The sequence below is a fragment of the Mycoplasma leachii PG50 genome (assembly GCF_000183365.1).
GTDB classification, from domain to species: Bacteria; Bacillota_I; Bacilli_A; order Mycoplasmatales; family Mycoplasmataceae; genus Mycoplasma; species Mycoplasma leachii.
Window position 1 is genome coordinate 196,977 of sequence record NC_014751.1, and the last position, 23,837, is coordinate 220,813.

Consider the following 23,837-nt stretch of genomic DNA (forward strand, 5'->3'; position numbering starts at 1 on the left):
ACTAAAAACCAAATTCTAGATAATTCAAAATTTTATTCAACAATTAAAAAGAAAATAGCAGAAATATTGAAAGTAGATGAATCTACACTAACAGTTTTAGATGTGTACTATGAAGATAAAACTGGTGGTGTAGTTGTTAAATCTACAAAACTTTCTGATGAAATAAAATTTATATTCTCTGTAAAAGAAAAATAATTATTTACCAATAATTCCACTATAAGGTTAATAATAAATATTAATTTTTAAAAATCAAGTAGTTTTTTAATTAAACATAACCACCCTACTACTTAAAAAAAAGATTACAAGTTTAATAAATCTGTTTTACAAAATATTTAAAAGTAAGGCATTTTAAAAGCAACTGATACAGTATTTTTCATTCTACCAAATCATTAATTAAAAACTTAAATAGTTTATTACGCCCTAAAAAATAAATTTCTAAAAAAATTAAATATTACCAACAAATAATTTATCAATTGCGATTATCTTAAATTCTGATTATGTAGAAAGGGAATATGAATAATAAAATTCAACAGTGATCACAAAAAAATAAAGTACTTTACGGCTTTATTTTATGATCATTTATTTCATTTGCATATATGCTATTTATCGCTAACTGAGGTTTTTCAGTTACATTAGCAGGTAGTGGTGTAAGTAATGGAACAGTTCATCCGGGATTTCTAGGTTACTTTGGTATTGAAAACAACCGTAGTTTTCAAGTTTTAAACCAAATTTCAAACTGATCAATTACATTAGGTCGTGCTATAGGTTCAGTGCTTATTGCATTATTATTAGCAAAATTTGCTCATAAATACACAACTATTATTGCGCTTGGTATGACATTAGCTGGTATTCCAGCTGCATTTATGCCAGCAACTAGATCTGGATATGCATTGTTTTTAATTTTAAGAACAATTATGGCTATTGGAGGAACAACACTAGTTATTTTAACCCAACCAGTTGTTGCTAACTTCTTTGGTGCTAAGCAAAAATCAATTGTTTCACAATTTGGTATTTGATTTTATCCACTAGGTACAATTGTTTCAATCTTACCTGCATTTTTAGTTAGCATGCCAGACTCAGTTAGAAATCAATGACAACTAATAATTACTTTACTTGCTGCATTAAATATTATTCCTTTAATATTATTTATTCTTATAGGTACAAAATTTGACATTAAAAAAGATGAACCAAAAGTAAAAGTAAATGGTTGAAAAATTCTTGGTTCATACATTAAGAAAAAACAAACTTATGCATGAGTTCTACTATATGGTGGATGATTATGTATAGCTGTTTTTCTAACAAGTTTAACAATACCAATCTTTAACGGACTAAGTGGAGCTAGTGGATCATTTAACAAATTTATTCAAGGTTGACAGATTGCATTTTTAGCAGCTGTGTTTGTAGGTCCTATTAGTCTTGGTTTGTGATCAAGAAAACAAGCAAAAAGAAGATGATTCATTGCTTGTGCAATTACAATGGGAATAGTTTTATTTGTATTATCAACTTTAACTTTTGTATTTGGTGTTGCTAAATATGGAAAAAGCCAAAACAATTCTATGTTTGTATTTTCAGCTATAATGTTTATTATTTTAGGTTTTTTAACTGGATTATGTGTTTGAGGTATTCAAGGAGTTATGTTAAACATGCCTCACGAATACAAAGAAGCAGATCCAAAAACTATTGGTTGAATGTTTAGTTTAATTTGAGGATTTGGATACATGTTCTTTACTGTTGTATTAATTATAATTTCTGGTGTAACACTTTTACAAGGCTTAGATAAAGTATTAGTAAGTTCAATTCAACTAGTAATTATTATTGTTGCTACATTAATATCATTAATTGGTATATTAATGTTAAAAGAACCACATCCTGAATATCCAATGTTTCCAACTAAAAAAGATTCAACTAAAAACGTATCAATAAAATAAGAAAAAAATACAAATAATTAATGTAAATCACAATTTTAAAAATTGTGATTTTTTTATTTTTTAGTAATTAGAAATAATGATTAGAATAATAAAAAAATTAAGACCTTAGATTAGATAAAATAAAATTGTATATTTAGTGTATTAAATTTATGAAAGGAGTTTTAAATAACTTTAATCGATAAAATAGTTGATCTATAAAAGTGTTGTGCATAAATTTATTAACCAAACAATTTTAAAGAATTTATAATACCTAATTTAATAAAGTTGGTTGTTATAAATTAATAATTAAAATGTTTAATAAAAAATTTAAAAGTTCAGCTGAGATAAAATATAGGTGTATATTTAGTGTATTAAATGTACAAAAGGGGGTGTTTTATTTGAAGATTATTATATTTGATAAGATAGAAGATCTACAAGAGTATTGTGCTCAATTATTTATAGATCAAGTAAAACAAAATCCGTTTGCAAAAATTGGTTTTGCAACAGGAGTTAGCCCAGTTGATTGTTATAAATTAATAATTAAGCATTCAAAACAAAATAATATTTCATGAAAAAATATAACTACATTTAACTTAGATGAATTTGTAAATATTAGTAAAGATCATAAACAAGCTTTTATTAAACAAATGAAAGATAATTTATTTGATCATCTAGATATTGATCCTAAAAATATTAATTTTTTAGATTGTCAAACTAGTGATCCTAAAAAAGAGTGTCAAAGATATGAAAATTTAATAAGAAGTGTTGATGGGATTGATTTTCAATACATCAGTTTAGGAATTAATGGTCATATGGCTTATAATGAACCAAACACTAGTCTTAATACTGACACACATGTTGTTAAATTAACTAAAGAAACTATTTTAGATATGGTTAATAAGAAAAAGTTTAATTCATTAGATGATTGTCCAACTCATGCAATGACTATGGGAATTCAAACTTTATTAAATTGAACTAAAAAAGCAATTATGGTTTCATATGGAATTCATAAAGCTTTAGTTACTAAACAAATGATTGAAGATAAACCAAATGAACAAATTACAGCTTCATTTTTACAATTACATAAAGATTGTACTTATATACTTGATAAAGATGCAGCTAGTTTATTAGATAAAAAATATTTAGAAATTGCAGAAAGGAGATAATCCATGCATAATCTAAAAACAAAAACTAAAAAAGACAAAGAAAATAGTTTTTATAATAATCTTTTAAATGCATTACAACGTTTAGGAAAAACTTTAATGTTTCCAATTGCAGTTTTACCTATTGCAGCTTTATTAGCTAGATTTGGTGCTTTAATTCAAGATCCACTAGCTAATGGGGGATCAAATATTTCTGAAATTCAGAAATTTATAGGATTAGTTATAGCTACTCCTGGACAAATTGTTTTTGATAATTTAGCAATAATTTTTGCTATTGGTATTAGTTTTGGGTTAGCAAAAGATAATCGTGGAGAAGCTGCTTTAGTTGGTGGAATTGTTTGATTTGGAATGACAGCTTTATTAAAAGAAGGTTTAATTCCAACATTTATTTGAAAAAATGTACTGACTTCAGATAAGATTTTAATTAAACAAGGCGATCAAATGATTCCAGCTACTCAATTATTATATTTTTTAAAAGATAATACTGTTAAGTATCAATTAGATACTGGAGTTGTTGGTGGTATTGTTGTTGGTTGCTTAGTTGCTTTAATTTATAACAAATATAAAGATGTAACTTTACCCCAAGCTCTTTCGTTTTTTGGTGGAAGAAGATTTATTCCAATGTTAGGTGTTTTAATGATTGTTCCACTAGGTTTAGGCTTTGCTATCGTTTGACCTTGAGCACAATTTATTTTAATTAAAATAGGAACAACTTTATCTCAAGCAAATGGTTTTGCTAAGGGATTTGCAGTTGGAACTTATGGGTTTTTAAATAGAATTGTTCAACCATTTGGTTTACATCATATTTTAAATACATTTGTATGATTTCAATTACCAATTGAAGGTAAATTATTAGCCGATGGATCTACAGCAATAATTAATGGTGATATTACTGCATTTCAAAAAGGATTAATTGGTTCAGGATTATTTACTTCTGGTTTTTTCCCTTTGTTTTTAGGTGGATTACCAGGAGTTGCGCTAGCTTTAATTTTAGTTTCAGATAAAGACAAGAAAAAGCAAATGACTGCTTTTTATGGAGGATCTGCTTTTGTTGCTTGAATCACTGGAATTGATGAACCTTTAATTTTTAACTTTATTTTTATTTCTCCAATTTTATATGTTTTAAACGCTTTATTTACAGGTATTTTTTACATGTTTGTAACTTGATCTCAAATTGCTTTAGGTATTGGATTTAGTGCTGGATTTATTGATTATGTAGTTTCATTTTGAACTTCATGACAAATTTCAACAAAAATTGGATGACATGCAAATCCATTATGAATTTGAGTATTTGCTGTTGCTATGTTTGGTTTATACTTTACAACATTCTACTTTTTAATTAAAAAACTAAATATTCCAACTCCTGGTAGAGAAAATCAATTAGGATTTAAAAAAGAAATTTCAGAACCAATAACAACAATTAATAATAAACAAAATAAATATGAGCTAATGGCTAAAAGAATTTTAGATATTGTTGGTAGAGATAATATTGAATTAGTTGAAAGTTGTTCTACAAGATTAAGATTGACTGTAAAAAATAATTCAAAACAAATTATTGATGATGAAAAAATTAAACAAGCTGGTGGTTTTGGAGTAGTTAGATTAGGTCAAAAAAATTATCAAATAATAATTGGTACTGATGTAGAACACGTTGCTGATAAGTTAAAAGAAATTTTAAATTTAAATTAGTTTAAATAATTTAAGTTCAGATTGTTATCTGAACTTTTTATTTTATTAAATATAGATTTGTTGTGATATAAAAAAAATTTTAAAATTAATTAAAGTAGTATAATCAAAAAAGTTATTTAAGGAGAATATTATGTCATTTAGATTACGTTATGCACCATCACCAACTGGATTTTTACATATAGGAAACACTAGAACAGCTTTGATGAATTATTTATTTGCAAAACATTATAATGGTTCATTTATTGTGAGAATTGAAGATACTGATTTAGCAAGAAATGTTGATGGAGCGATTGAATCACAATTTGAAAATTTAAATTGATTAGGAATTTTTCCTGATGAATCTATTTTTAATTCAAACGATCAAAAATATGGTAAATATATGCAATCACAAAAATTTGATAGATACAAACAATTAGCTGAACAATTAGTTGATCAAAATAAAGCATATAGATGTTTTTGTACTAGTGAAGAATTAGAAAAAGATTATGAAGAGCAAACTAGTAAAGGAATTATTGCTACTAAATATTCACAAAAATGTTTGTTTTTAACTCAAGAACAAATTCAAAAAAACTTAGAAAATAAAAAAGAATACTCAATTAGATTTAAAGTTCCAAAAAATAAAACTTGAACAATTAATGATATTGTTAGAGGTGATGTTAGTTTTGATTCAAAGGATCTAGGTGATTTTGTAATTTTAAAATCTAATGGTGTAGCTACTTATAATTTTGCAGTTGTAATTGATGATTATGATATGCAAATAACTCACGTTTTAAGAGGAGAAGAACATATTTCAAATACTCCAAGACAAATGATGATTTATGATGCTTTTAATTGAAATTATCCTAAGTTTGGTCATTTAACTTTAATTGTAGATAATACTGGTAAAAAGTTATCAAAAAGAAGTGGAAATGCTTTATTTTTTATAGAACAATACAAAAAACAAGGTTATTTATCACAAGCTATTTTTAACTATATTGCTCTTTTAGGTTGATCTCCACCTGGTGAACAAGAAATTTTATCTCAAAATGAATTAATTAAAATTTTTGATGAAAAACGTTTTAGTAAATCTCCTTCAACTTTTGATATGGTTAAAATGAAATGGATTAATTCAGTTTATATGAAAAAATTAGATGATGATAAATATTTAGAATTTGTTAAATCATTTATAAATACTAATAAATTTGACATTACTAGTAAATCTGAAACTTGATTAAATCATTTGTTATTACTTTATAAAAAAGAATTAGAATATGCAGAACAAATTAATGATCATTTAGATTTATTCTTTAATAAAAATACACTTGATAACAATACAATTGATGTTTTAAACAATTTAACTAATTATAAAAATGTAGTTGAGATTTTTAAAAATCAAATTAATGATTTAAAAGATTGAACAATAGAAAATATTAAACAAATAATTAAAAACACTTCAACATTAGCAAATGTTAAAGGAAAAGATTTGTTTATGCCAATTAGAATTTTTGCAACTAAATCAGAACATGGACCTAGTTTAGCTGATGTAATTTATTTATTAGGAAAAACAACTGTTTTAAACAATATTAATTCATTAGAAAGATAGTTATGTATTTAAAAGTAATTAGAGATAATGTTCATGGTGATATTTATTTTGATGATGTAATTTATATTCAATTAATAAATACTTATGAAATGCAAAGATTAAGAAGAATTTTACAACTTGCAGGAACACAATTAGCTTATCCAAGTGCAACACATACTCGCTTTAGTCATTCTATTGGAACTTATTATATTTTAAAAGAGTTTTTTAAAAATAAAGTTTTTTGAAAAATAAGTAGTTATGAACAAAAACTAGTAAAAATAGCTGGATTATTACATGACATTGGACATGGTGCTTTTTCACATACTTTTGAAAAAATTACACATAAAAATCATGAACAATACACAAGTGAAATTATTTTAAATAAAAAAGGAAATATTTATCCGATTTTAAAAAAACATCATATAAATCCTCAAGATATTGTTGATATTATTAATGGAACTTATAAAAATAAAATTATTAATTTATTAGTAAGTTCACAAATTGATGCTGATAGATTTGATTATTTAAAAAGAGATTCAATTAGTTGTGGTGTTGATTATGCAACACTAGATTTTAAGTGAATGATTAGAAATGCTTTTATTATTGATGATAAAATAGTCTTTCCTAAAAAAACTATTTATGCAATTGAATCATATTTATTAGGTAGATATCATATGTACCAACAAGTTTATAATCATAAAACATCAACTATTTTTGATGCTATGCTTATTAGTTGGTTTAAAAGAGTTGTTGATTTATTTAACAAAAACTATCAGTTTAAAGATAATAGAATTATTGACCTTTTTTCACCATTATTCTATAATAGAAATATTAGTTTAGAATCTTATTTAAAAATAGATGATTATTTAATGTTTGATATTTTTAAAAATTGTAGTATTGAAACTGATGAAATATTAAGTGATCTATCTAAAAGACTAGTAGAACGTAAGTTATTCACTATTAGAGATGAATATCTAATAGATAAAAATGTCTTGATTAAAAAATTAAATAAATTAGGTTTAGATCCTAAGTATTATTTATTAGAAGCAAATATTAAGCCTTTAACTATGTATAATCCTATAATTAAAGATAATAAAGATGAAAATATCTATTTATATGATAATAATAATCATCAAATAAATGAACTAAGTTACTATAGTAAATTAGTGAAATTTTTTCAAAAAACTAATACTCAAAAAAAAGTGAAAAAAATTATTTTTCCAAAAGAAATAGTGTAGAATATCTAATTGTGTAGGTGAAAATATGTCAAAAGTTAGAAATCTGGATTTAGTGCATTTGTATTTACAAAACACTAAAACACCTTCAAGTTTAGCTGAAATTTGAAAGTCAATCTCAAAAGATGTAATTAGTCAAAAAAAAGATGAAATCTCATTAATTGCAGATCTATATGGAGATATGGTTCTTGATAATAGATTTGCTTTAACAACTGATAATTTATGAGCTTTAAGCTCTAATTCTTCAGTTGAAAATGTTAAAAAACAATACGATGATTTTATTAATGCTTCAGATCATAAATATAGATATCACGATTTAGATGATGAATTAGCAATAGATGATGATATGATGCTTGATGAAGATTATGATAATGATGACTTTACTCAAGATATAGATGATTTTGACGAAGATTTTGATGACATTGATAATTCATATATAGATGATGACGATGAATATAATCGATAATTAAAGGTTGTAAAACTGAGTTTTTATGACCTTTTTATTTTAATTAGTTGTTTATAATTAATTAAAATAATAAGTAAAGGAGAATAAATAGATGGCAAAGTTTATATTTGTAACTGGTGGAGTAGTTTCAGGTTTAGGAAAAGGAATTACAGCTAGTTCAATTGGTGCATTATTAAAAGCTAGTGGATTAAAAGTATTTATGCAAAAATTTGATCCATATTTAAATGTTGATCCAGGAACAATGTCTCCATATCAGCATGGTGAAGTTTTTGTTACAAAAGATGGTGGAGAAACTGATTTAGATTTAGGACATTATGAGCGTTTTATTGATGAAGAACTAACTAAATTATCTTCAACAACTTCTGGAAAAATTTATTTATCTGTAATTAAAGGTGAAAGAAAAGGAGACACTAGTGGTAAAACTATTCAAGTAGTTCCTCATATAACTGATGCTATTAAAAATAAAGTTTATCAAGCAGCTAAACAAAGTCAAGCTGATGTGATAATTTCAGAAATTGGTGGAACTGTTGGAGATATTGAATCTCAACCTTTTATTGAAGCAATTAGACAAATTAGACTAGAACAAGGTAAAGAAAATGTAATGTTTGTTCATGTTGTTTTATTATTATGATTAGCTGCTTCAAAAGAATATAAAACTAAACCTATTCAAAACTCAGTAAAAGCAATGGCTAGTTTAGGGATTCAACCTGATGTTATAGTATGTAGAAGTGACTCAAGCTCACCAAAAGATATTAAAGAAAAAATTTCTTTATTTTGTAATGTTCCTATTACAAATATTATTGATGCAATTGATCAAGATTCAATTTATAGAGTTCCATTGGCTTTAGCAAAACAAAATCTTCAAGATATTATAATTGAACAGTTACAATTAAAAGCTAATGCTATAGATTTAACTTCATGAAAACAATTTAACAAAAAAATCGATTCATCTAGTCAAGAAATTGAAATTAGTTTTGTTGGTAAATATATAGAATTACAAGATGCATATTTATCAGTTTTAGAATCATTAAAAATAGCTGGTTGAGAATTTAATAAAAAAATTAAAATTAGATGAATTCAAGCAGAAAAATTAAATGAATCAAATTACAAAGAAATATTAAAAAATAGCCAAGGTATTTTAGTTCCAGGTGGATTTGGTAAAAGAGGAATTGAAGGAATGATGTTAGCTAGTAGGTATGCTAGAGAAAATGATATTCCTTATTTAGGAATTTGTTTAGGAATGCAAATAGCAACAATTTCAATTGCAAGAGATTTATTAAATTGAACTGATGCTGATTCAACTGAATTTAATAAAAATACTACTCATCCAATTTTTGATTATATTAAAGGTATTGATAGAGATAATATTGGTGGAACTTTAAGATTAGGTACAATGGTTACTAAATTAGAAAAAAATTCATTAGTTTCTAAGTTATATAATTCAGATGTTGCTTTAGAAAGACATAGACATAGATATGAATTTAATAATGAATATAAAAAAGATTTAGAAAGTGTTGGATTAAGATTTTCTGGAATTTATGAAGAAAAAAATTTAGTTGAAGTTATTGAAATGCCAAGTTTAAAATTTTTTGTTGCTAGTCAGTTTCATCCTGAATTTACTTCTCGTCCTAATAAGCCAACTCCTTTATTTAAAGGATTTATTAAAGCAATTATTGAAAATAATAAATAGTATCTTAATAATAAAGTTAAACTCACAATTAAATTGTGAGTTTTTATTTTAAAATAGATATTGTAAAAATTTATTAAGTATGTTATATATGAATTATAAAAAAGTTTCAGTTAAGTTGTAGGTGTTTTATGAAAAAGTTGATGGTTATATTAGCGTCTTTTTTTATGTTCATTTTATTAATTACTTTTCTATCTTTCTCAATTTTTAGTGGCGGTGTCAAAAAATTGCTTTTCAACAGAATAAAAAAAGAAGAATACAAAGTTCATAAATATAAAGATAATAAAACAAGAACTGAGATTACAGATTTAGGATTTTATAAAAACGGTTCAACTATTACACTTATGCAAATTCCTTGACATATAACTAAAGTTTCATCTACTTTACCAAAAGAAGTTAAAAGTTTACGTAATGCATTTGCTAATAGATTTGAACATCATAAAGAAGTAACTGGTTTTGAAACTTGAGATACGTCTGAAATAATTGATATGAGTTATACATTTTATAATAATGAGACAATTAACGCTGATTTATCTAGCTGAAAAACAAATAAAGTGACAAATATGCAAGGTATGTTTAAGAATGCTATCAAGTTTAACAATAATGGAAAACCATTGAAGTGAGACACTAGCAAAGTTACTTCAATGAATTCAATGTTTGATGGAGCAAAAAAATTTAATCAAAATTTAAGAAGTTGAGTAGTAGACGAGATTAAAGATAATAAAAATTTTTCTAGAGGAAGCGGTTTTTCTCATGAACCTAATAAAAGACCTCTTTGAAAACAACCAGAAATTAACGACCCAATTATTAAAAAACCAGAAACAAGAGTGCCTGAAGTAATTATTCATCCATCTCCACCAAAGCCTAAAGTTAATATACCTTTAACTAGAATAATAACTCCTACTACAAAATGATCTCCAATTTTAAAACCAACACCAGATTCAAAGAAAGGTTTAGAAATACCAAAAGCTAATTTGAGTACAACAAATCAACAATCTAAAAAGCTTTCAACTTCTGCAATTGTTGGTATTGTTGTTGGGAGTCAAGTTGTGTTAACTTCTTTAGCAGTTGGTACACCTTATCTGATTAAAAGATTTAAAAAGTAAATGTGTTAATGCATTAATCTAATATTACTTTTATCTTTTTAAGTTTTTAATAACAAATACTAATTTGATATTTTACTAAAAAGATAAAAACAATGTAGGTAAAAAATTATGAAAAAACTTTTATTTTTATTTTGCATACCAATAATCGGTAGTTCTGCATTATTTTTTACATTAGGCAAAGAACAAAAATCATTATTTAGTTTTCAAACAGGTAAAAGAAAAATTGATAGAAGTGACGAAAAAAGTCATGTGTATAGTGAAGATGGAACTGAAATCACAGAAATTGGGTTCTATAAAAGAAATGATGTAATAACAATAAAGCAAATACCACCAAAAATTAAGAAGGTTTCAGGACAATTACCTACTGAAATTAAAAGTTTATATGGAGCCTTTTCAAATAGAAATATTAATAATGGTGTAAAAGTCACAGGTTTTGAAACATGAGATACTTCAAATATAACTGATATGAGCTATGTTTTTTCTAATAATCATATTTTTGATGCAGATATATCAAAGTGAAAGACTAATAATGTGACAAATATGAATGGAATGTTCAAAAATGCAACACAATTTAATAATGGCGGAAAATCACTAGAATGAGATACTAGTAATGTTACATCAATGGACTCTATGTTTGAAGGCGCCACTAATTTTAGCCAAAGTTTGAAAAATTGGAGAGTTGAAAAGGTTACTAAGAATAAAAATTTTTCTAGAGGAAGTGGTATTTTTGGCTATAGCAATAAAAAACCTAATTGAAATAGCATAACAGAAATTAATGATCCAATAGAAAAGAAAGTTGAAGACAAACAACCTAAAATAATTTATCACCCATCTCCAACTTCACCAAAGCGTAAGCCTGATCCAATAAAGTTAGTAAAATTAATTCCTCCAACTATAAGACCTAAATCATTACCAAAAACAACACCAGGACTAGAAATCCCAAAAGCTAATGCTACTGCAACAAATCAACAATCTAAAAAGCTTTCAACTTCTGCAATTGTTGGTATTGTTGTTGGGAGTCAAGTTGTGTTAACTTCTTTAGCAGTTGGTACACCTTATTTAATTAAAAGATTTAAAAAGTAACTTGAACCTAGTAAATACTAGGTTTTTTATATTTTTATTAATTAAATTATTAAGTATATTTGTACATTTACTAATTATGAACTTATATGTTGTCATTAAAACATTAGAAAATGATAATATTAAAATAGATTTAAATAAAGGAAGTAATATAATGCCAAAGTTATATCACAAAAAATTAGTTAATGCTAAAAAAATGGTAAGTGATGCACATAAAAAAAGATATGCAATAGGTCACTTTAATATTAATAATTTAGAATGAACAAAAGCAATTTTAGAAGCAGCTGAAGCTTCTAAAACACCAGTTATTATAGCTACAAGTGAAGGTGCTATAAAATATATGGGTGGTGTTAATGCTGTTGTAGGAATGGTTAATGGATTATTGGATTATTTAAATATTACAGTACCAGTTGCTTTACACTTAGATCATGGACAATCATTAGAAATGGCTAAAAAATGTATTTTAGCCGGTTATTCATCAGTAATGTTTGATGGTTCACATTTCCCGTATGAAGAAAATTTAAAAATGACTAAAGAATTGATTGAATTTGCTGAAGAATATGAAGTTTCAGTTGAAGCTGAAATTGGTTCAATTGGTGGAGAAGAAGATGGAGTTATTGGTCAAGGTGAATTAGGAGATCCACAACAAGCTGAGGAAATTTCAAAAACTGGAATTACTATGCTAGCTGCTGGAATTGGAAATATTCATGGTAAATATCCATTATGATGACAATCACTTTCATTTGAAACTTTAGAAAAATTACAACAAGCTTGCAAAATGCCAATGGTACTGCATGGTGGTTCAGGAATTCCACAAGATCAAGTTAAAAAAGCAATTTCTATGGGAATTTCAAAGATTAATGTAAATACTGAACTACAATTAGCTTTTAGAGATGCAACTAGAAAATATATTGAAGAAGAAAAAGATCTTGATGATTCTAAAAAGGGATTTGATCCCCGTAAATTACTGAAACCAGGATATGATGCTTTAAAATCTACATTTTTGGAATTAACAAGTTGATTTGGTTGCCAGGGAAAAGCTGAATAATTAATTTAAAAGTTGCTTTGTAATACAAGCAACTTTTTTAGTACTGAAAAGGAAAATGAAAAAATAAATTTTCTATTTTTTGTCCTATTTTATTGTTTTTTGTCCAGCATAAAATATAATAATCTTGAAAAGAGTTGAAATTATGAAAAAGGCAAATGTTTTAAATTTGATTAGATATCATATAGAAGAAAACGACATATCTTTTAGAAAAGAAGCACGTATTATAGCTGAAGAATTTTATAAAATGGGTGATGATGAATTAGGTGAATATGTTTTATTTATGTTAAGAGATGCAAATCATTTTGTTCCACAAATAGATGAAGAATATGATATTCAAATACCGTTTACTCAAAAAATAGAACTTGAAAAAAATAATGAGCCTTTACCACTTCCACAAGTTATAAGTGAAGAAATAAAAGGAGTTATTAATGCTATTAGTAAAAATAGAAGAATAAATAAGTTCTTATTTCAAGGTTTTCCTGGAACTGGAAAAACTGAAACTGTAAAACAAATAGCAAGAATACTAAATAGAAATCTTTTTATGGTTGATTTTAATAATTTAATTGATTCTCGTTTAGGTCAATCAAGTAAAAACATTGCTGAGTTATTTCAAAAAATTAATGAAACTCCACATCCAAAAAAAAATATTATCTGTTTTGATGAAATTGATGCTTTGGCCTTAGATAGAACAAATAAAACTGATCTAAGAGAAATGGGTAGAGTAACAACCGCTGTTTTCCAGGGTTTAGATAAACTAGATTCTGATATTATTGTTTTTGCAACAACAAATCTTTTTAAACATTTTGATAAAGCTTTAATTAGAAGATTTGATCTTGTAATTGATTTTAATAGATATTCAAAAGAAGATATGTTAGATATAGCTGAAATTATATTAAAGCATTATATTAAAAAAGTAGATAACATTAAAAGTGAATTAAGATTATTTAGAAAAATTGTTTCATTATCAGACGAATTGATTTATCCTGGTGATTTAAAAAATATTATTAAATCAAGTATTTATTTAAGTGATCCTAAAGATCAGTATGATTATTTAAAAAAGATTTATAAAAAAATAACTGATGATAAGTTTGATATTAAAGAGCTTAACAAACATAACTTTACTGTACGAGAAATCGAAATTTTAAAAGGTTTATCAAAAAGTAGTGTAGCTATTAAAGTAAAGGAGCTAAACTTGAATGAATAATCTTATTATATTAAAAGGGAATTTTGAGCCAGGTAAAAATACTAGAAAATCTAGTGGTCCTGAAATACCAAAAACATCTACTATAAGAATAGAACATCTTGAAAAAATACTTAATGAATTAATAAAAGCATCTAGTTTTTGGGAAAAACAAAAAATAGATATTAATCCAATAATAAATGTTAAATATAAAAGAATTATTTCTAAAAGTAAAAGAATAAGTTATTTATTATTAAAAAAATTACAAAAAAATAATGAACATATTATAGGTTCAAGTTTTTTAGATGAATCAATTGAAAAAAAGTTAGTTAAAAAACAAGTTATTACTTATTATTTGACACAAAAAGATTTGCAAGAAGCAATAAAGAGATTAGATGCAATAATCAATATTTTAAATAAAAGTAATTTTAATCAAATTGATAATAATTTAATTAAACTAATTGATAATGAAGAATGTTTACCCATAAAAAAAGAAATTCAAAGACATGAATTTCTTAACAAAACGGTTTTTATATCAACTTTAGTGGATCTTAACTATGTAGAAGAAATTTTTGTAAAAACTAACCATAGTGATAAGAATGTTGATAGTGTAGTAACTTTATATGATATAGGTATAAAAGCTGTTGATTTGCTAAATAAACTCGGCATTAATGTTAATATGTCAAATTTTATTGATGATCACACTTTGTTTTTAGATAGAGATCAGTATGATGAATTAAAAACTAGAGCACCTTTTTTAATATCTATGTCAGTTGAAGAACTTACTAAATTTGTAATAGATGATAAAGAAGAAAAAACAACAATAAGTGATATTATTTCTATACCAGATCCAACTGATCAACCAATAGTTGGCGTTATTGATACAATGTTTTGTGAAGATGTTTATTTTTCTAAATGAGTAGATTTTAGAAAAGAAATTTCTGATGATATTTTATTAGATTCTAAAGACTACGAGCATGGCACTCAAGTTAGTTCTATTATTGTTGATGGCCCATCTTTTAATAAGAAATTAGAAGATGGATGTGGAAGGTTTAGAGTTAGACATTTTGGTGTTATGCCACATTCTAGTGCAAATGCCTCAACTCTATTTAAAAAAATAAAATCAATTGTTACTAATAACTTGGATATAAAAGTTTGAAATTTATCACTAGGTTCAATTTATTCAGTTAATTCTAATTATATTTCATTATTAGGTTCTCTACTTGATCAATTACAGTATGAAAATGATGTTATTTTTATTGTTGCAGGTACTAATGATAGAGAATGTAAACAAAGAATATTAGGTTCACCTGCTGATTCAATAAATTCAATTGTAGTTAATTCAGTAGATTTTAAAAATAAACCAGCAAATTATTCTCGCAAAGGGCCTGTATTAACATATTTTAATAAACCTGATATTAGTTATTATGGTGGAGTTGATAATAATAAAATTACTGTATGTGGTTGTTATGGAGAAGCAAAAGTTCAAGGTACTTCATTTGCTGCCCCATGAATTACTAGAAAAGTAGCTTATTTGATTTATAAAATGAATTACAACAAGGAAGAAGCAAAAGCATTAATAATTGACTCAGCAATCAAATTTGATAGACAAGAAAATCATAATAGAGATCTTATTGGATATGGTGTAGTTCCTATACATATTAATGAAATACTACAATCAAAAAATAGTGATATAAAAGTTTTGTTATCATATAATACAAAAGCTTATTATACATATAATTACAACTTACCAATTCCAACTGAAAATAGTAAATTTCCTTTTATTGCAAAACTTACTTTTGTTTATTTTGCTGAATCACAAAGAAGACAAGGTGTTGACTATACACAAGATGAATTAGATATTCAATTTGGACCAATAAAAAGTCAGTCTGAATCTATAAAAGATATAAATGAGAACAATCAATCTAGTTCTAGTTCAAATACTTATATTTATGAAGATGAAGCTAGAAAAATGTTTGCAAAATGAAACACTGTTAAATCTATAGTCAAATGATCTAAAACTCTTAAGGGTAATAAAAGACATTTTATAAAAACAACAAATAGTAGATGAGGTATTAGAGTAATTAGAAAAACTAGAACTGATAACATAAATAATAAATCAATAAAATTTAGTTTAGTTATAACTTTTAGATCAATTGATAATAAAAACAGAGTTGAAGAATTTATTAGTTTGTGTAATAAAAGCGATTATTGAGTTGCAAGCAAAGTTCAAATTAATAATAAAATTGATATTCATACAAAATCAAATGAATATTTAGATTTTGAATAGTCAATTTAAATGGATTATTTAAACAAAAATAATCCATTTTTTTAATAAAAAGGACTCACATAAGTGAGTCGATTATGATTATTTGATTATTTATTTTTTGATTTGTTTAACTTGAGCTTGGATTTGAGCAAGTTTCTTATCTTTATTATTTAAATAGATTAATAAAGCACCAGCGGTAAATCCAACTAAACTGATAATAACAATCACTATCATTAAAATTTGATAGGCAAATTGATTGTTATAACCACCTTTTATTAAAGGATCAGCAACTTTATATTTAGCAATTAAAACTGCTTGTAATTGTTGAAATCAAGCATCTGGAGTAAAGGCTACAACACTAATAATTCCAACAGCTGAAGCATAATGTTTTCTATCGATTCCAATTTCAAATAAAGTAGCTCAACGATTAGTTACTAAACCTCAACATAAAGCACCTAAACATAAAAAGAATGTATAAACAATTATTCTCACTGTTCATAAATATCATTTAGGAGCTTTTTCTATTATTCAACCAACTTTGAATCCAGGTAGTAGTAGAACTGTTGTTACTAAAAAAGTTCCTATCAAAATACCAGTCATTAAGAATTTAACATATTTACCGGTTTTATCAGCTATTTTACCAGCAGGAGCTGAGAAAATAAATCTAAATAAATAAGTTCTTAATAATCCACCAACAAATACAGCAACTGCAGCAACTTGAAGCGATACTTCTAAATAAGATACTAAAATGCTTAACCCCATTTGATACATATAAACACCCATAACAACAAGTGAAACTAATCAAATTTTTGCATTTTTTAATATTCCAAATACATCTTTTATGTTAAATGAAGCATTTTCTTCTTTTTCTGATTTACCTTCTTTAACTGTAAATATTAATAAAATAACAGTTAGTGCTATTAATCCACAAAACATATAAATCATAATTGAAAAGTTTCATACACTAGGAGTTGAAATGTTTTTCCCAGCAAATAAAGGAGTTAATATAAAAAATAAAATATATCCAATTGAAACTAAAACTGTTCCTGCAAATCCATTAAAACTACCATGTATTCCATTTAAAATACCGTTTTGCTCTGGTTTACCTTGTTGAGATAATAATTTTCATAATGGAGCTCAAAAAATTATTTTAGCAAAAGCTCAAATTGAATAGATTATACATAGTTGAATAAAACGAGATTGAACTCCAGTTTCATTTAGAATTGGTCCATTAACACTAGAAACTAAAGCTCCACCAGCAGTTAAACCAATTGATCCATATCAAGCTCCAGAAACTCCAAATGTTGCAAGACCTATAATAGTTAATCACTTAACACTAAGTTTATCTCCTAATATTGATCCAAAAAAATAAATTGCTAAAGAAATATAACCATAAATTGCACTAGCTTGAGATAAATGTTCAGTTTTTACTCCCAAATATAAACTTATTACTTCAGAACTCATAACATTTCTTAAATAAGAAGGGAAAATAAACACTAAAGTATCTGAAACTGCTAGTAGCATAATAACAAATAAATGTCTTTTATCAAAAGTTTTAAAAGTTTTATTTATAAAATTTGTGAAAGGGTTTGGCTTTGTTGTTTTTGTCATAGGACACTTACCTTTCTGTAGGTAGGTAATTAATTAAAATTACCTACTATAATTGTAGTTGATCTAAAGTAGTCTAAACAAAGATTAATATATTTTCAATTTACTATTTTTATTTGCAAGCTGAAGTATTTATACAGCTATTAGCATAAAATTAGATTATAAGGTTATATATTTAACCTTATACAATATAGAAAGGAATATGTTTTGGTTAAAAATAAAATATCTAAATTTGTTAAAGAAAATTTTGTTTTATTCATTTTAGCACTAGCTGATGTTGCTATTATGGCTATTCCGTTTTATATGGATAATTTTATTCCTAACATGAACTTAAATTTTAAATTAAATCAAGCCGACTATTCACAAGCAGGTGCTGTTTATGGTTTTGTTGCTATACCTTGTTATTTATTAGGATCATATCTAGGTGATAAGTTTAGAGCAAAATCATTAGTAGTTATTGGTATTTTAATTACTGGATCACTTGGAGTTTGATATGTTTTAGTACCAGTTATTCCAATTATTGCTGGTAATAATAGTGCAACTCTTACTGGTGGTTTATTAATTGCTACAAAAGTGCAACTATATTTTATTTTTGGTGGATTTGCTTTTGCTACTTGTGCATTATTTTGAGCACCATTGTGAAAACTTGTTAAAAATCAAAATACTGAAGGTTTGCCTGAAGAATTAAAAGAAAAACAAGTTGGTAAAAATAATGGTATGCAAGGAGCATTAAATGGTCTTATTGGACTTACAATTGCTTTATTTGGTACTTTATTGTTATCTCTTCAAAATTCAGAAAAACTAGGAAAAATTGGTGGGGAACATGGAATTAGTATTGCATTTCTTATTTTAATTTCAGTTTATGCTGCATTAATTATAATTTCTGCAATTCTTGCTATCTTTTTTATTAAAGAACCTAAAGTTGAAGAGCCATTATCATTTTCAGTTAAAGCAATGGTTAATGTTTTAAAGCAAAAAAACATTTACTTATTATCTATTTTAGTTTTAGGTGTATATATGCTACAAATGGGTCTATCTTCATATGTTAACTATATGAGAAATATATTTTATGTTCCTGCAGTAGCTGTTATGATTATTGGGATTTTTAGAACCTATGTAATGCGTTTTATGATTTCTGGTTGATTTGGTAGATTTGCAGATAAACAAAAATCATATATTCCACTAATTATTATTGGACTATTTATTGGTATGGTTCTAATTACTATTGGTATTGTTTTACCTGGATTTGCTAAAGATTATCCAAATGAAGAATTAATTAAAAAAACATCTGGAATTATTTTACAAGTTGCAGCTTGCTTTAACTTAATTTTAATGGGAGCTGTTACTTGAGCTGTTGTTACAATTAGATGATCTCCAATTGGAACTGATTTAAATATTCAAAATGATAGTTATGCAGCTGCTGTAAATATTGTTAGTGTTATTGCTTTTACTCCAGATGCATTCTTTAAACAAATAAGATCAGCGATTGAATCAAAACATCATATGCAAATAGATGGAGTTCAAGTTGCAGATAAACTAGGAAACCAATTAATTCTACTAGTTGTTGTTATTTTTGGATTTATTGGATTTTTAGCTGGAGTTGCTTTACACTTTTCACTAAAAGCTGATAAGAAAAAAATGATGTTATTAAATAAATAAAATTTCTATAATAAATTCTTAATAGATTAAATAGTAATCAACAAATAATTAATATTTAAAAAATTCATTTAAACAATTAAAAGAGGTGAATATAATGATCTTAGTAGCACACCGTGGTTTTAGAGGTCTTTATGGAGAAAACCGTGAATATGACTTTAAAAATGCACTAACAATTTGTAAAGCTGTTGAATTTGACATTAGATTAACAAAAGATGACAAAATTATTATTTTCCATGATCATAATTTTAAAAGAATTGGAAATTTAAATAGAGGTGTTAAAACCCTAACTTATGATGAAATTACAAAAATTCCTTATTTTGTAGAAAATCCATTGGCAACTCCTATTCTATTTGAAGTATTTATGGATAAATATTTTGACCAATATGAAATGATTAATGTTGAAATCAAACCAGATCATTACATTGAAGAAGAATTAGATACAATTTTTAATGCAATTAAAAAATACTGTAATAAAGGTGTTGAAATAATAGTTTCTTCATTTAGTCCAGTTGTATTAAAAGAAATTTTAAAAAGAAAAGAAAATTACTACAAATCAGGATATTTATTTGAGAAAATGTCTCAATTTGATGTTCAATTAGGTAAAAAATTTGATTTTTTACACCCTCCAATTACTTTATTAAAAAAACAATCTAATTGTGAATTATTTAAAAAATTAAATATTCCTTTAAATGTTTGAACATTTAAAAAAATGTCTGATGTAGAAACTATACATAAAATGTATAAAGATTTAATCAATGGTTATATTTCAGATTATCCTGACTTATATCCAAAAACTAACTAAATTTAAAAATTTAATAGTTTATTATTAAATAATAATTCTAATTTTTAACTTGGTAAATCTTTATTTTTGAGCATTTTATTGTATACTCTATTAGTAAATTAATATCATAATGATAACATAGCAAGGAGAATAACTATGCCAAAAATTGATATTCAACCAAAGTATTTTGACCAAGCAAAATTTATTTGTACAACTTGTACAAATGAATGAGTTTGTGGAACTTCTAAAGGTGAAGAAGTAAGAGTTGATGTATGTTCAAATTGTCATCCTTTCTACACTGGAGCTCAAACTTATGCTAATGTAGCTGGACGTGTTGAACAGTTTAAATCAAAATTTGCTAAAAGAGATACAATTAAAGCAGAAGCTCAAAAGCAATCTGCAGCTCAAAAAGCAAAAAACCAAGAAAACAAATAATTTGAGGTCTTAAGGACCTCTTTTATTTTTTAAATACATTAAAATAATAATAGTGCTAAGTGGAGGTTAATTTAATGTCATATAAAATTAAAGACCTAACCTTTCGTTCTAAAAAATCTAGTTTAGATAAAGTTAATTTAATTGCTGATGATGGTCAGATTGTTGATATTGTTATTGATAATGAACAACAAATGAATTTTTTTAAAAAAGTTTTACTAGGTAAAAAGAAAAATAAAACAGGTAGATTTCAAATTGATGATTTTGATATTATTAATAGAGGCTTTACTAGAAAAAATGTAGAATTTATTAAACACGATACTTGAATACAACGTGTGATTCCAAGTAAATGAGTTCTAATTCTTTCTTTATTATTTGATCAAAACTTTTTAAGAAGTGCATCAGTTAAATATATTGGAAAGAAATATGAATATTTATCATTAGTTGCAAGTAAAGGTGAAGTTAATGATAAAAAACTTAGACAAAATATTGATAATTTAATCTCTGATTACATTAATACAAAAACTAGAGAAGAACAAAAAGCATTATATGATGCAATAAATGATTTAAAAAAACATAATCAAAAAAAATATCTTGAAATTCCTGAACAATGACCTATTCAGATAAAATTACTTTCTAAGGCAATAGAAAACTTAAAAACTGAACTAAGAACAGCTTCTATAATGTTAATGTTTCAACAAACTTTATGAGATAATGTTTATACTTTAAATGAACTTAGAGATAATTGTAGTTGTGAATATAATGCTAAACATTCATCTAATAAAAAACTTAAAAAAAGTTGAAAGAAATTCACTTACCAACAAACTTATTATGCTGTTAATAAACAATTAAAAATTATTAGTGCTAAAATTGTTGAATTAAGAACTAGCATTTTTCATAAAAATAGAAAATTAAATCAATTTAGAGCTCAATGAAATTTTGAGTTTCGTAAGTATCTTAAAGCATTAGCACTTTTAGAAAATGATAAATCAAAAAGATTTACATGAGCAGAACAAGACAAAAAACAAGAATATTTTATTGATTGAAGAAAAGCTAATCAGCAAACTTTAACTGATATTGAAAATAAACAAAAACAAGAATTTATAGAACCTATTAGAAATACTGCAAAAGCTCTTAGTGAAGAAATTATTTTTTTAATTCACCAATATCATGAAAGAGTTTTATCAGATGAATTAGAGTATGTTGAAAAACGTAAATTTTTAAATATGAAAAAGCAAAAAAAGAAAGAAATTAAAAGCGTTTTTAAACAAGCTGTTGAAAAAATGACAAATAGTGTAAATAAGTACAACATAAAATTTGAATGATTTATTAAAAGTGGTGTTAAGTATTTATCATTAAATATTGTTTATTTAAAAATTTTAAAGGCAATTAATTTGTCAAAAAGAAATATTATTTTTTCAAATATTACAAAGCATTTATCAGAAAAAGAATTTTTCCAGTTATTTGAAACTATTAAAAGTATTAAACATCATCATCTTTTAATGACTTTTATTTTTTTAAATGATTCAATTGAAGATGTATATAATTTAGATAAAAAAATTTATTTTGTTAATAATCAATTAGAAGTAAAACCAGAAACACAACAAGAAATAAAACAAGAACTAAAAGAAATGCCAATTATTGATATTTTTGATATTTTATTAAAAAGAAGTGAAAATAGTATTAATAAAATTAGTTATGAACTAATTGATAAAAATCAAATTAAAATTCAAGATAGAAGATGAATTTTAAATAATTGTATTTTAAAAAGTAATGGTTTTGTGTTTTTTAATCCTTTTAAAATTTCACTTGAATTTAAAGACCCAAATGATCTATGTTTAGAAGTTAAAATTATAAAATCTAAAAAATATGTTGATAAATTTATGCATTGTGCAATTACTAAAAATAAAGAAAAAATTTATTTTTATAATAAAGACAAAACTTTTATTGAAAATGAAAAAACTATGCTTTATATAAATAAAAATGCTATTAGTAATATTATTTAAAGGAGTTATATGTTAGATCAAAAAAAATCAAAACTATTATTAGATAAAATTAATCAATATCAAAATATTATTATTGCAAAACATAAACAACCAGATTGAGATGCTCAAGGTAGTGCAATTGGATTAGCAAACATTATTAATGATAATTTTAAAAATAAAACTACTTATGTAGTTGGGTCTAGAATTAGTGATGATAATAGTTTTTTTATTGATGAAACTGATTTAAATGATGAATTTGTTAAAAATAGTTTAATTATTACAGTTGATACAGCTACAAAAAAAAGAATAGATTTTAATAGATTTGATTTAAGTTCTGATAGTTTTAAAATTGATCATCATATAAATGTTGAAGATTATTGTAATAATGATTTAATAGATGATAGTAGTATTTCAAATACTCAAGTTATTAGTTTATGGGCTTTAGAAAATAATTTATTTATTTCACCAACTGCTGCTTATAATTTATATTTAGGTTTATTAACTGATTCAAATAGATTTTTATATGATAAAACTAATCAAACAACTTTTTATGTTGCATCTAAGCTATTAGAAGCTGGGGCTAATTTAAAAAAAGCAAATGACTTTTTATATGTATCAGATCTAAAATTAAGACAATGAATGATGTATAGTTTTTCAAAAATGAAATTAACTAATACTGGTATTGCTTATATTGTTTTATTAGATGAAGATTTAAAAGGTTGAGATTTGAGTTATGAAGAAACTAAATTAGCACTTTCAGTTATGAGTGGAATTAAAGAAATTAAAATTTGATTTACAATTATACAAGTAGAAGATATTTTAAAAGTTTCATTAAGAAGTAGAGATTTTAGTATTGATAAAATTGCAAATAAATATAATGGTGGAGGTCATAAATTAGCTAGTGGAGCTGAAATTAGTTCATTAGATCAAATTAATGATTTAATTAATGACTTAGAACAACTAATTAAAGGAGAAGTGTAG

At 24.9% G+C, this 23,837-nt stretch carries 19 protein-coding genes; 18 read left to right on the top strand and 1 reads right to left on the bottom strand.

Translation table 4 applies throughout. The features are described 5' to 3' along the window. The first annotated feature begins 66 nt into the window (after positions 1 to 66). The 13 genes from MSB_RS05345 (at position 67) to MSB_RS00900 (ending at position 16,412) form a co-directional block, all read left to right on the top strand. The gene (locus MSB_RS05345) at positions 67 to 195 is read left to right on the top strand and encodes a hypothetical protein (protein WP_013447489.1); all 129 of its coding nucleotides are present in this window, start codon (positions 67 to 69) and stop codon (positions 193 to 195) included. Between the two features lie 317 nt (positions 196 to 512). Next, positions 513 to 1,928 carry a hexose phosphate transporter gene (locus MSB_RS00845; RefSeq protein ID WP_014584423.1) on the top strand — a complete coding sequence of 472 codons (1,416 nt, stop codon included), beginning with the start codon at positions 513 to 515 and terminating at the stop codon, positions 1,926 to 1,928. 368 nt (positions 1,929 to 2,296) lie between these two features. After that, the gene (locus MSB_RS00850; RefSeq protein ID WP_129619738.1) at positions 2,297 to 3,073 is read left to right on the top strand and encodes a glucosamine-6-phosphate deaminase; all 777 of its coding nucleotides are present in this window, start codon (positions 2,297 to 2,299) and stop codon (positions 3,071 to 3,073) included. Positions 3,074 to 3,076: 3 nt separating this feature from the next. Beyond that, complete coding sequence (locus tag MSB_RS00855) at positions 3,077 to 4,759, top strand: PTS transporter subunit EIIC (protein WP_013447492.1); 1,683 nt, start codon at positions 3,077 to 3,079, stop codon at positions 4,757 to 4,759. 130 nt (positions 4,760 to 4,889) lie between these two features. Beyond that, positions 4,890 to 6,341 (top strand): glutamate--tRNA ligase, encoded by a 1,452-nt coding sequence (gltX, locus tag MSB_RS00860; protein WP_013447493.1) that lies wholly within the window; start codon positions 4,890 to 4,892, stop codon positions 6,339 to 6,341. Positions 6,342 to 6,343: 2 nt separating this feature from the next. Next, positions 6,344 to 7,558, top strand: coding sequence for an HD domain-containing protein (locus MSB_RS00865; protein ID WP_013447494.1), 1,215 nt, complete (start codon positions 6,344 to 6,346; stop codon positions 7,556 to 7,558). A 25-nt stretch (positions 7,559 to 7,583) separates the two neighbouring features. Further along, positions 7,584 to 8,021, top strand: a complete 438-nt coding sequence (gene rpoE, locus MSB_RS00870; RefSeq protein WP_013447495.1) for a DNA-directed RNA polymerase subunit delta — start codon at positions 7,584 to 7,586, stop codon at positions 8,019 to 8,021. Between the two features lie 91 nt (positions 8,022 to 8,112). Beyond that, positions 8,113 to 9,711: a CTP synthase gene (locus MSB_RS00875; RefSeq protein ID WP_013447496.1), complete on the top strand. Its 1,599-nt coding sequence runs from the start codon at positions 8,113 to 8,115 to the stop codon at positions 9,709 to 9,711. A gap of 128 nt (positions 9,712 to 9,839) precedes the next feature. Continuing rightward, the gene (locus tag MSB_RS00880; protein ID WP_013447497.1) at positions 9,840 to 10,814 is read left to right on the top strand and encodes a BspA family leucine-rich repeat surface protein; all 975 of its coding nucleotides are present in this window, start codon (positions 9,840 to 9,842) and stop codon (positions 10,812 to 10,814) included. A 108-nt stretch (positions 10,815 to 10,922) separates the two neighbouring features. Next, complete coding sequence (locus MSB_RS00885; protein ID WP_013447498.1) at positions 10,923 to 11,897, top strand: BspA family leucine-rich repeat surface protein; 975 nt, start codon at positions 10,923 to 10,925, stop codon at positions 11,895 to 11,897. Positions 11,898 to 12,048: 151 nt separating this feature from the next. Beyond that, a complete protein-coding gene (gene fba / locus MSB_RS00890; RefSeq protein WP_013447499.1) occupies positions 12,049 to 12,942 on the top strand; it encodes a class II fructose-1,6-bisphosphate aldolase in 894 nt (297 codons plus the stop codon). A gap of 142 nt (positions 12,943 to 13,084) precedes the next feature. Further along, positions 13,085 to 14,146 carry an ATP-binding protein gene (locus MSB_RS00895; RefSeq protein WP_013447500.1) on the top strand — a complete coding sequence of 354 codons (1,062 nt, stop codon included), beginning with the start codon at positions 13,085 to 13,087 and terminating at the stop codon, positions 14,144 to 14,146. Then, on the top strand, positions 14,139 to 16,412 hold the full coding sequence (locus MSB_RS00900; protein WP_013447501.1) for a S8 family peptidase: 2,274 nt from the start codon (positions 14,139 to 14,141) through the stop codon (positions 16,410 to 16,412). The genes MSB_RS00895 and MSB_RS00900 overlap by 8 nt, the downstream gene beginning before the upstream one ends. A gap of 90 nt (positions 16,413 to 16,502) precedes the next feature. Here MSB_RS00900 and MSB_RS00905 read toward each other — a convergent pair whose 3' ends face one another. Beyond that, entirely contained in the window at positions 16,503 to 18,002 is a 1,500-nt protein-coding gene (locus MSB_RS00905) for an MFS transporter (protein ID WP_013447502.1), read from the bottom strand. 204 nt (positions 18,003 to 18,206) lie between these two features. On the opposite strand from MSB_RS00905, the gene MSB_RS00910 reads away from it, so the two are divergent. From MSB_RS00910 to MSB_RS00930, 5 genes are all read left to right on the top strand, one after another. Beyond that, positions 18,207 to 19,658 (top strand): MFS transporter, encoded by a 1,452-nt coding sequence (locus tag MSB_RS00910; protein WP_013447503.1) that lies wholly within the window; start codon positions 18,207 to 18,209, stop codon positions 19,656 to 19,658. Positions 19,659 to 19,752: 94 nt separating this feature from the next. Beyond that, the gene (locus MSB_RS00915) at positions 19,753 to 20,460 is read left to right on the top strand and encodes a glycerophosphodiester phosphodiesterase (protein ID WP_013447504.1); all 708 of its coding nucleotides are present in this window, start codon (positions 19,753 to 19,755) and stop codon (positions 20,458 to 20,460) included. A gap of 135 nt (positions 20,461 to 20,595) precedes the next feature. Then, positions 20,596 to 20,874 (top strand): 50S ribosomal protein L31, encoded by a 279-nt coding sequence (rpmE, locus tag MSB_RS00920; protein WP_013447505.1) that lies wholly within the window; start codon positions 20,596 to 20,598, stop codon positions 20,872 to 20,874. A 74-nt stretch (positions 20,875 to 20,948) separates the two neighbouring features. Next, positions 20,949 to 22,877, top strand: a complete 1,929-nt coding sequence (locus MSB_RS00925; protein WP_013447506.1) for a hypothetical protein — start codon at positions 20,949 to 20,951, stop codon at positions 22,875 to 22,877. 9 nt (positions 22,878 to 22,886) lie between these two features. Continuing rightward, on the top strand, positions 22,887 to 23,837 hold the full coding sequence (locus MSB_RS00930) for a DHH family phosphoesterase (RefSeq protein ID WP_013447507.1): 951 nt from the start codon (positions 22,887 to 22,889) through the stop codon (positions 23,835 to 23,837).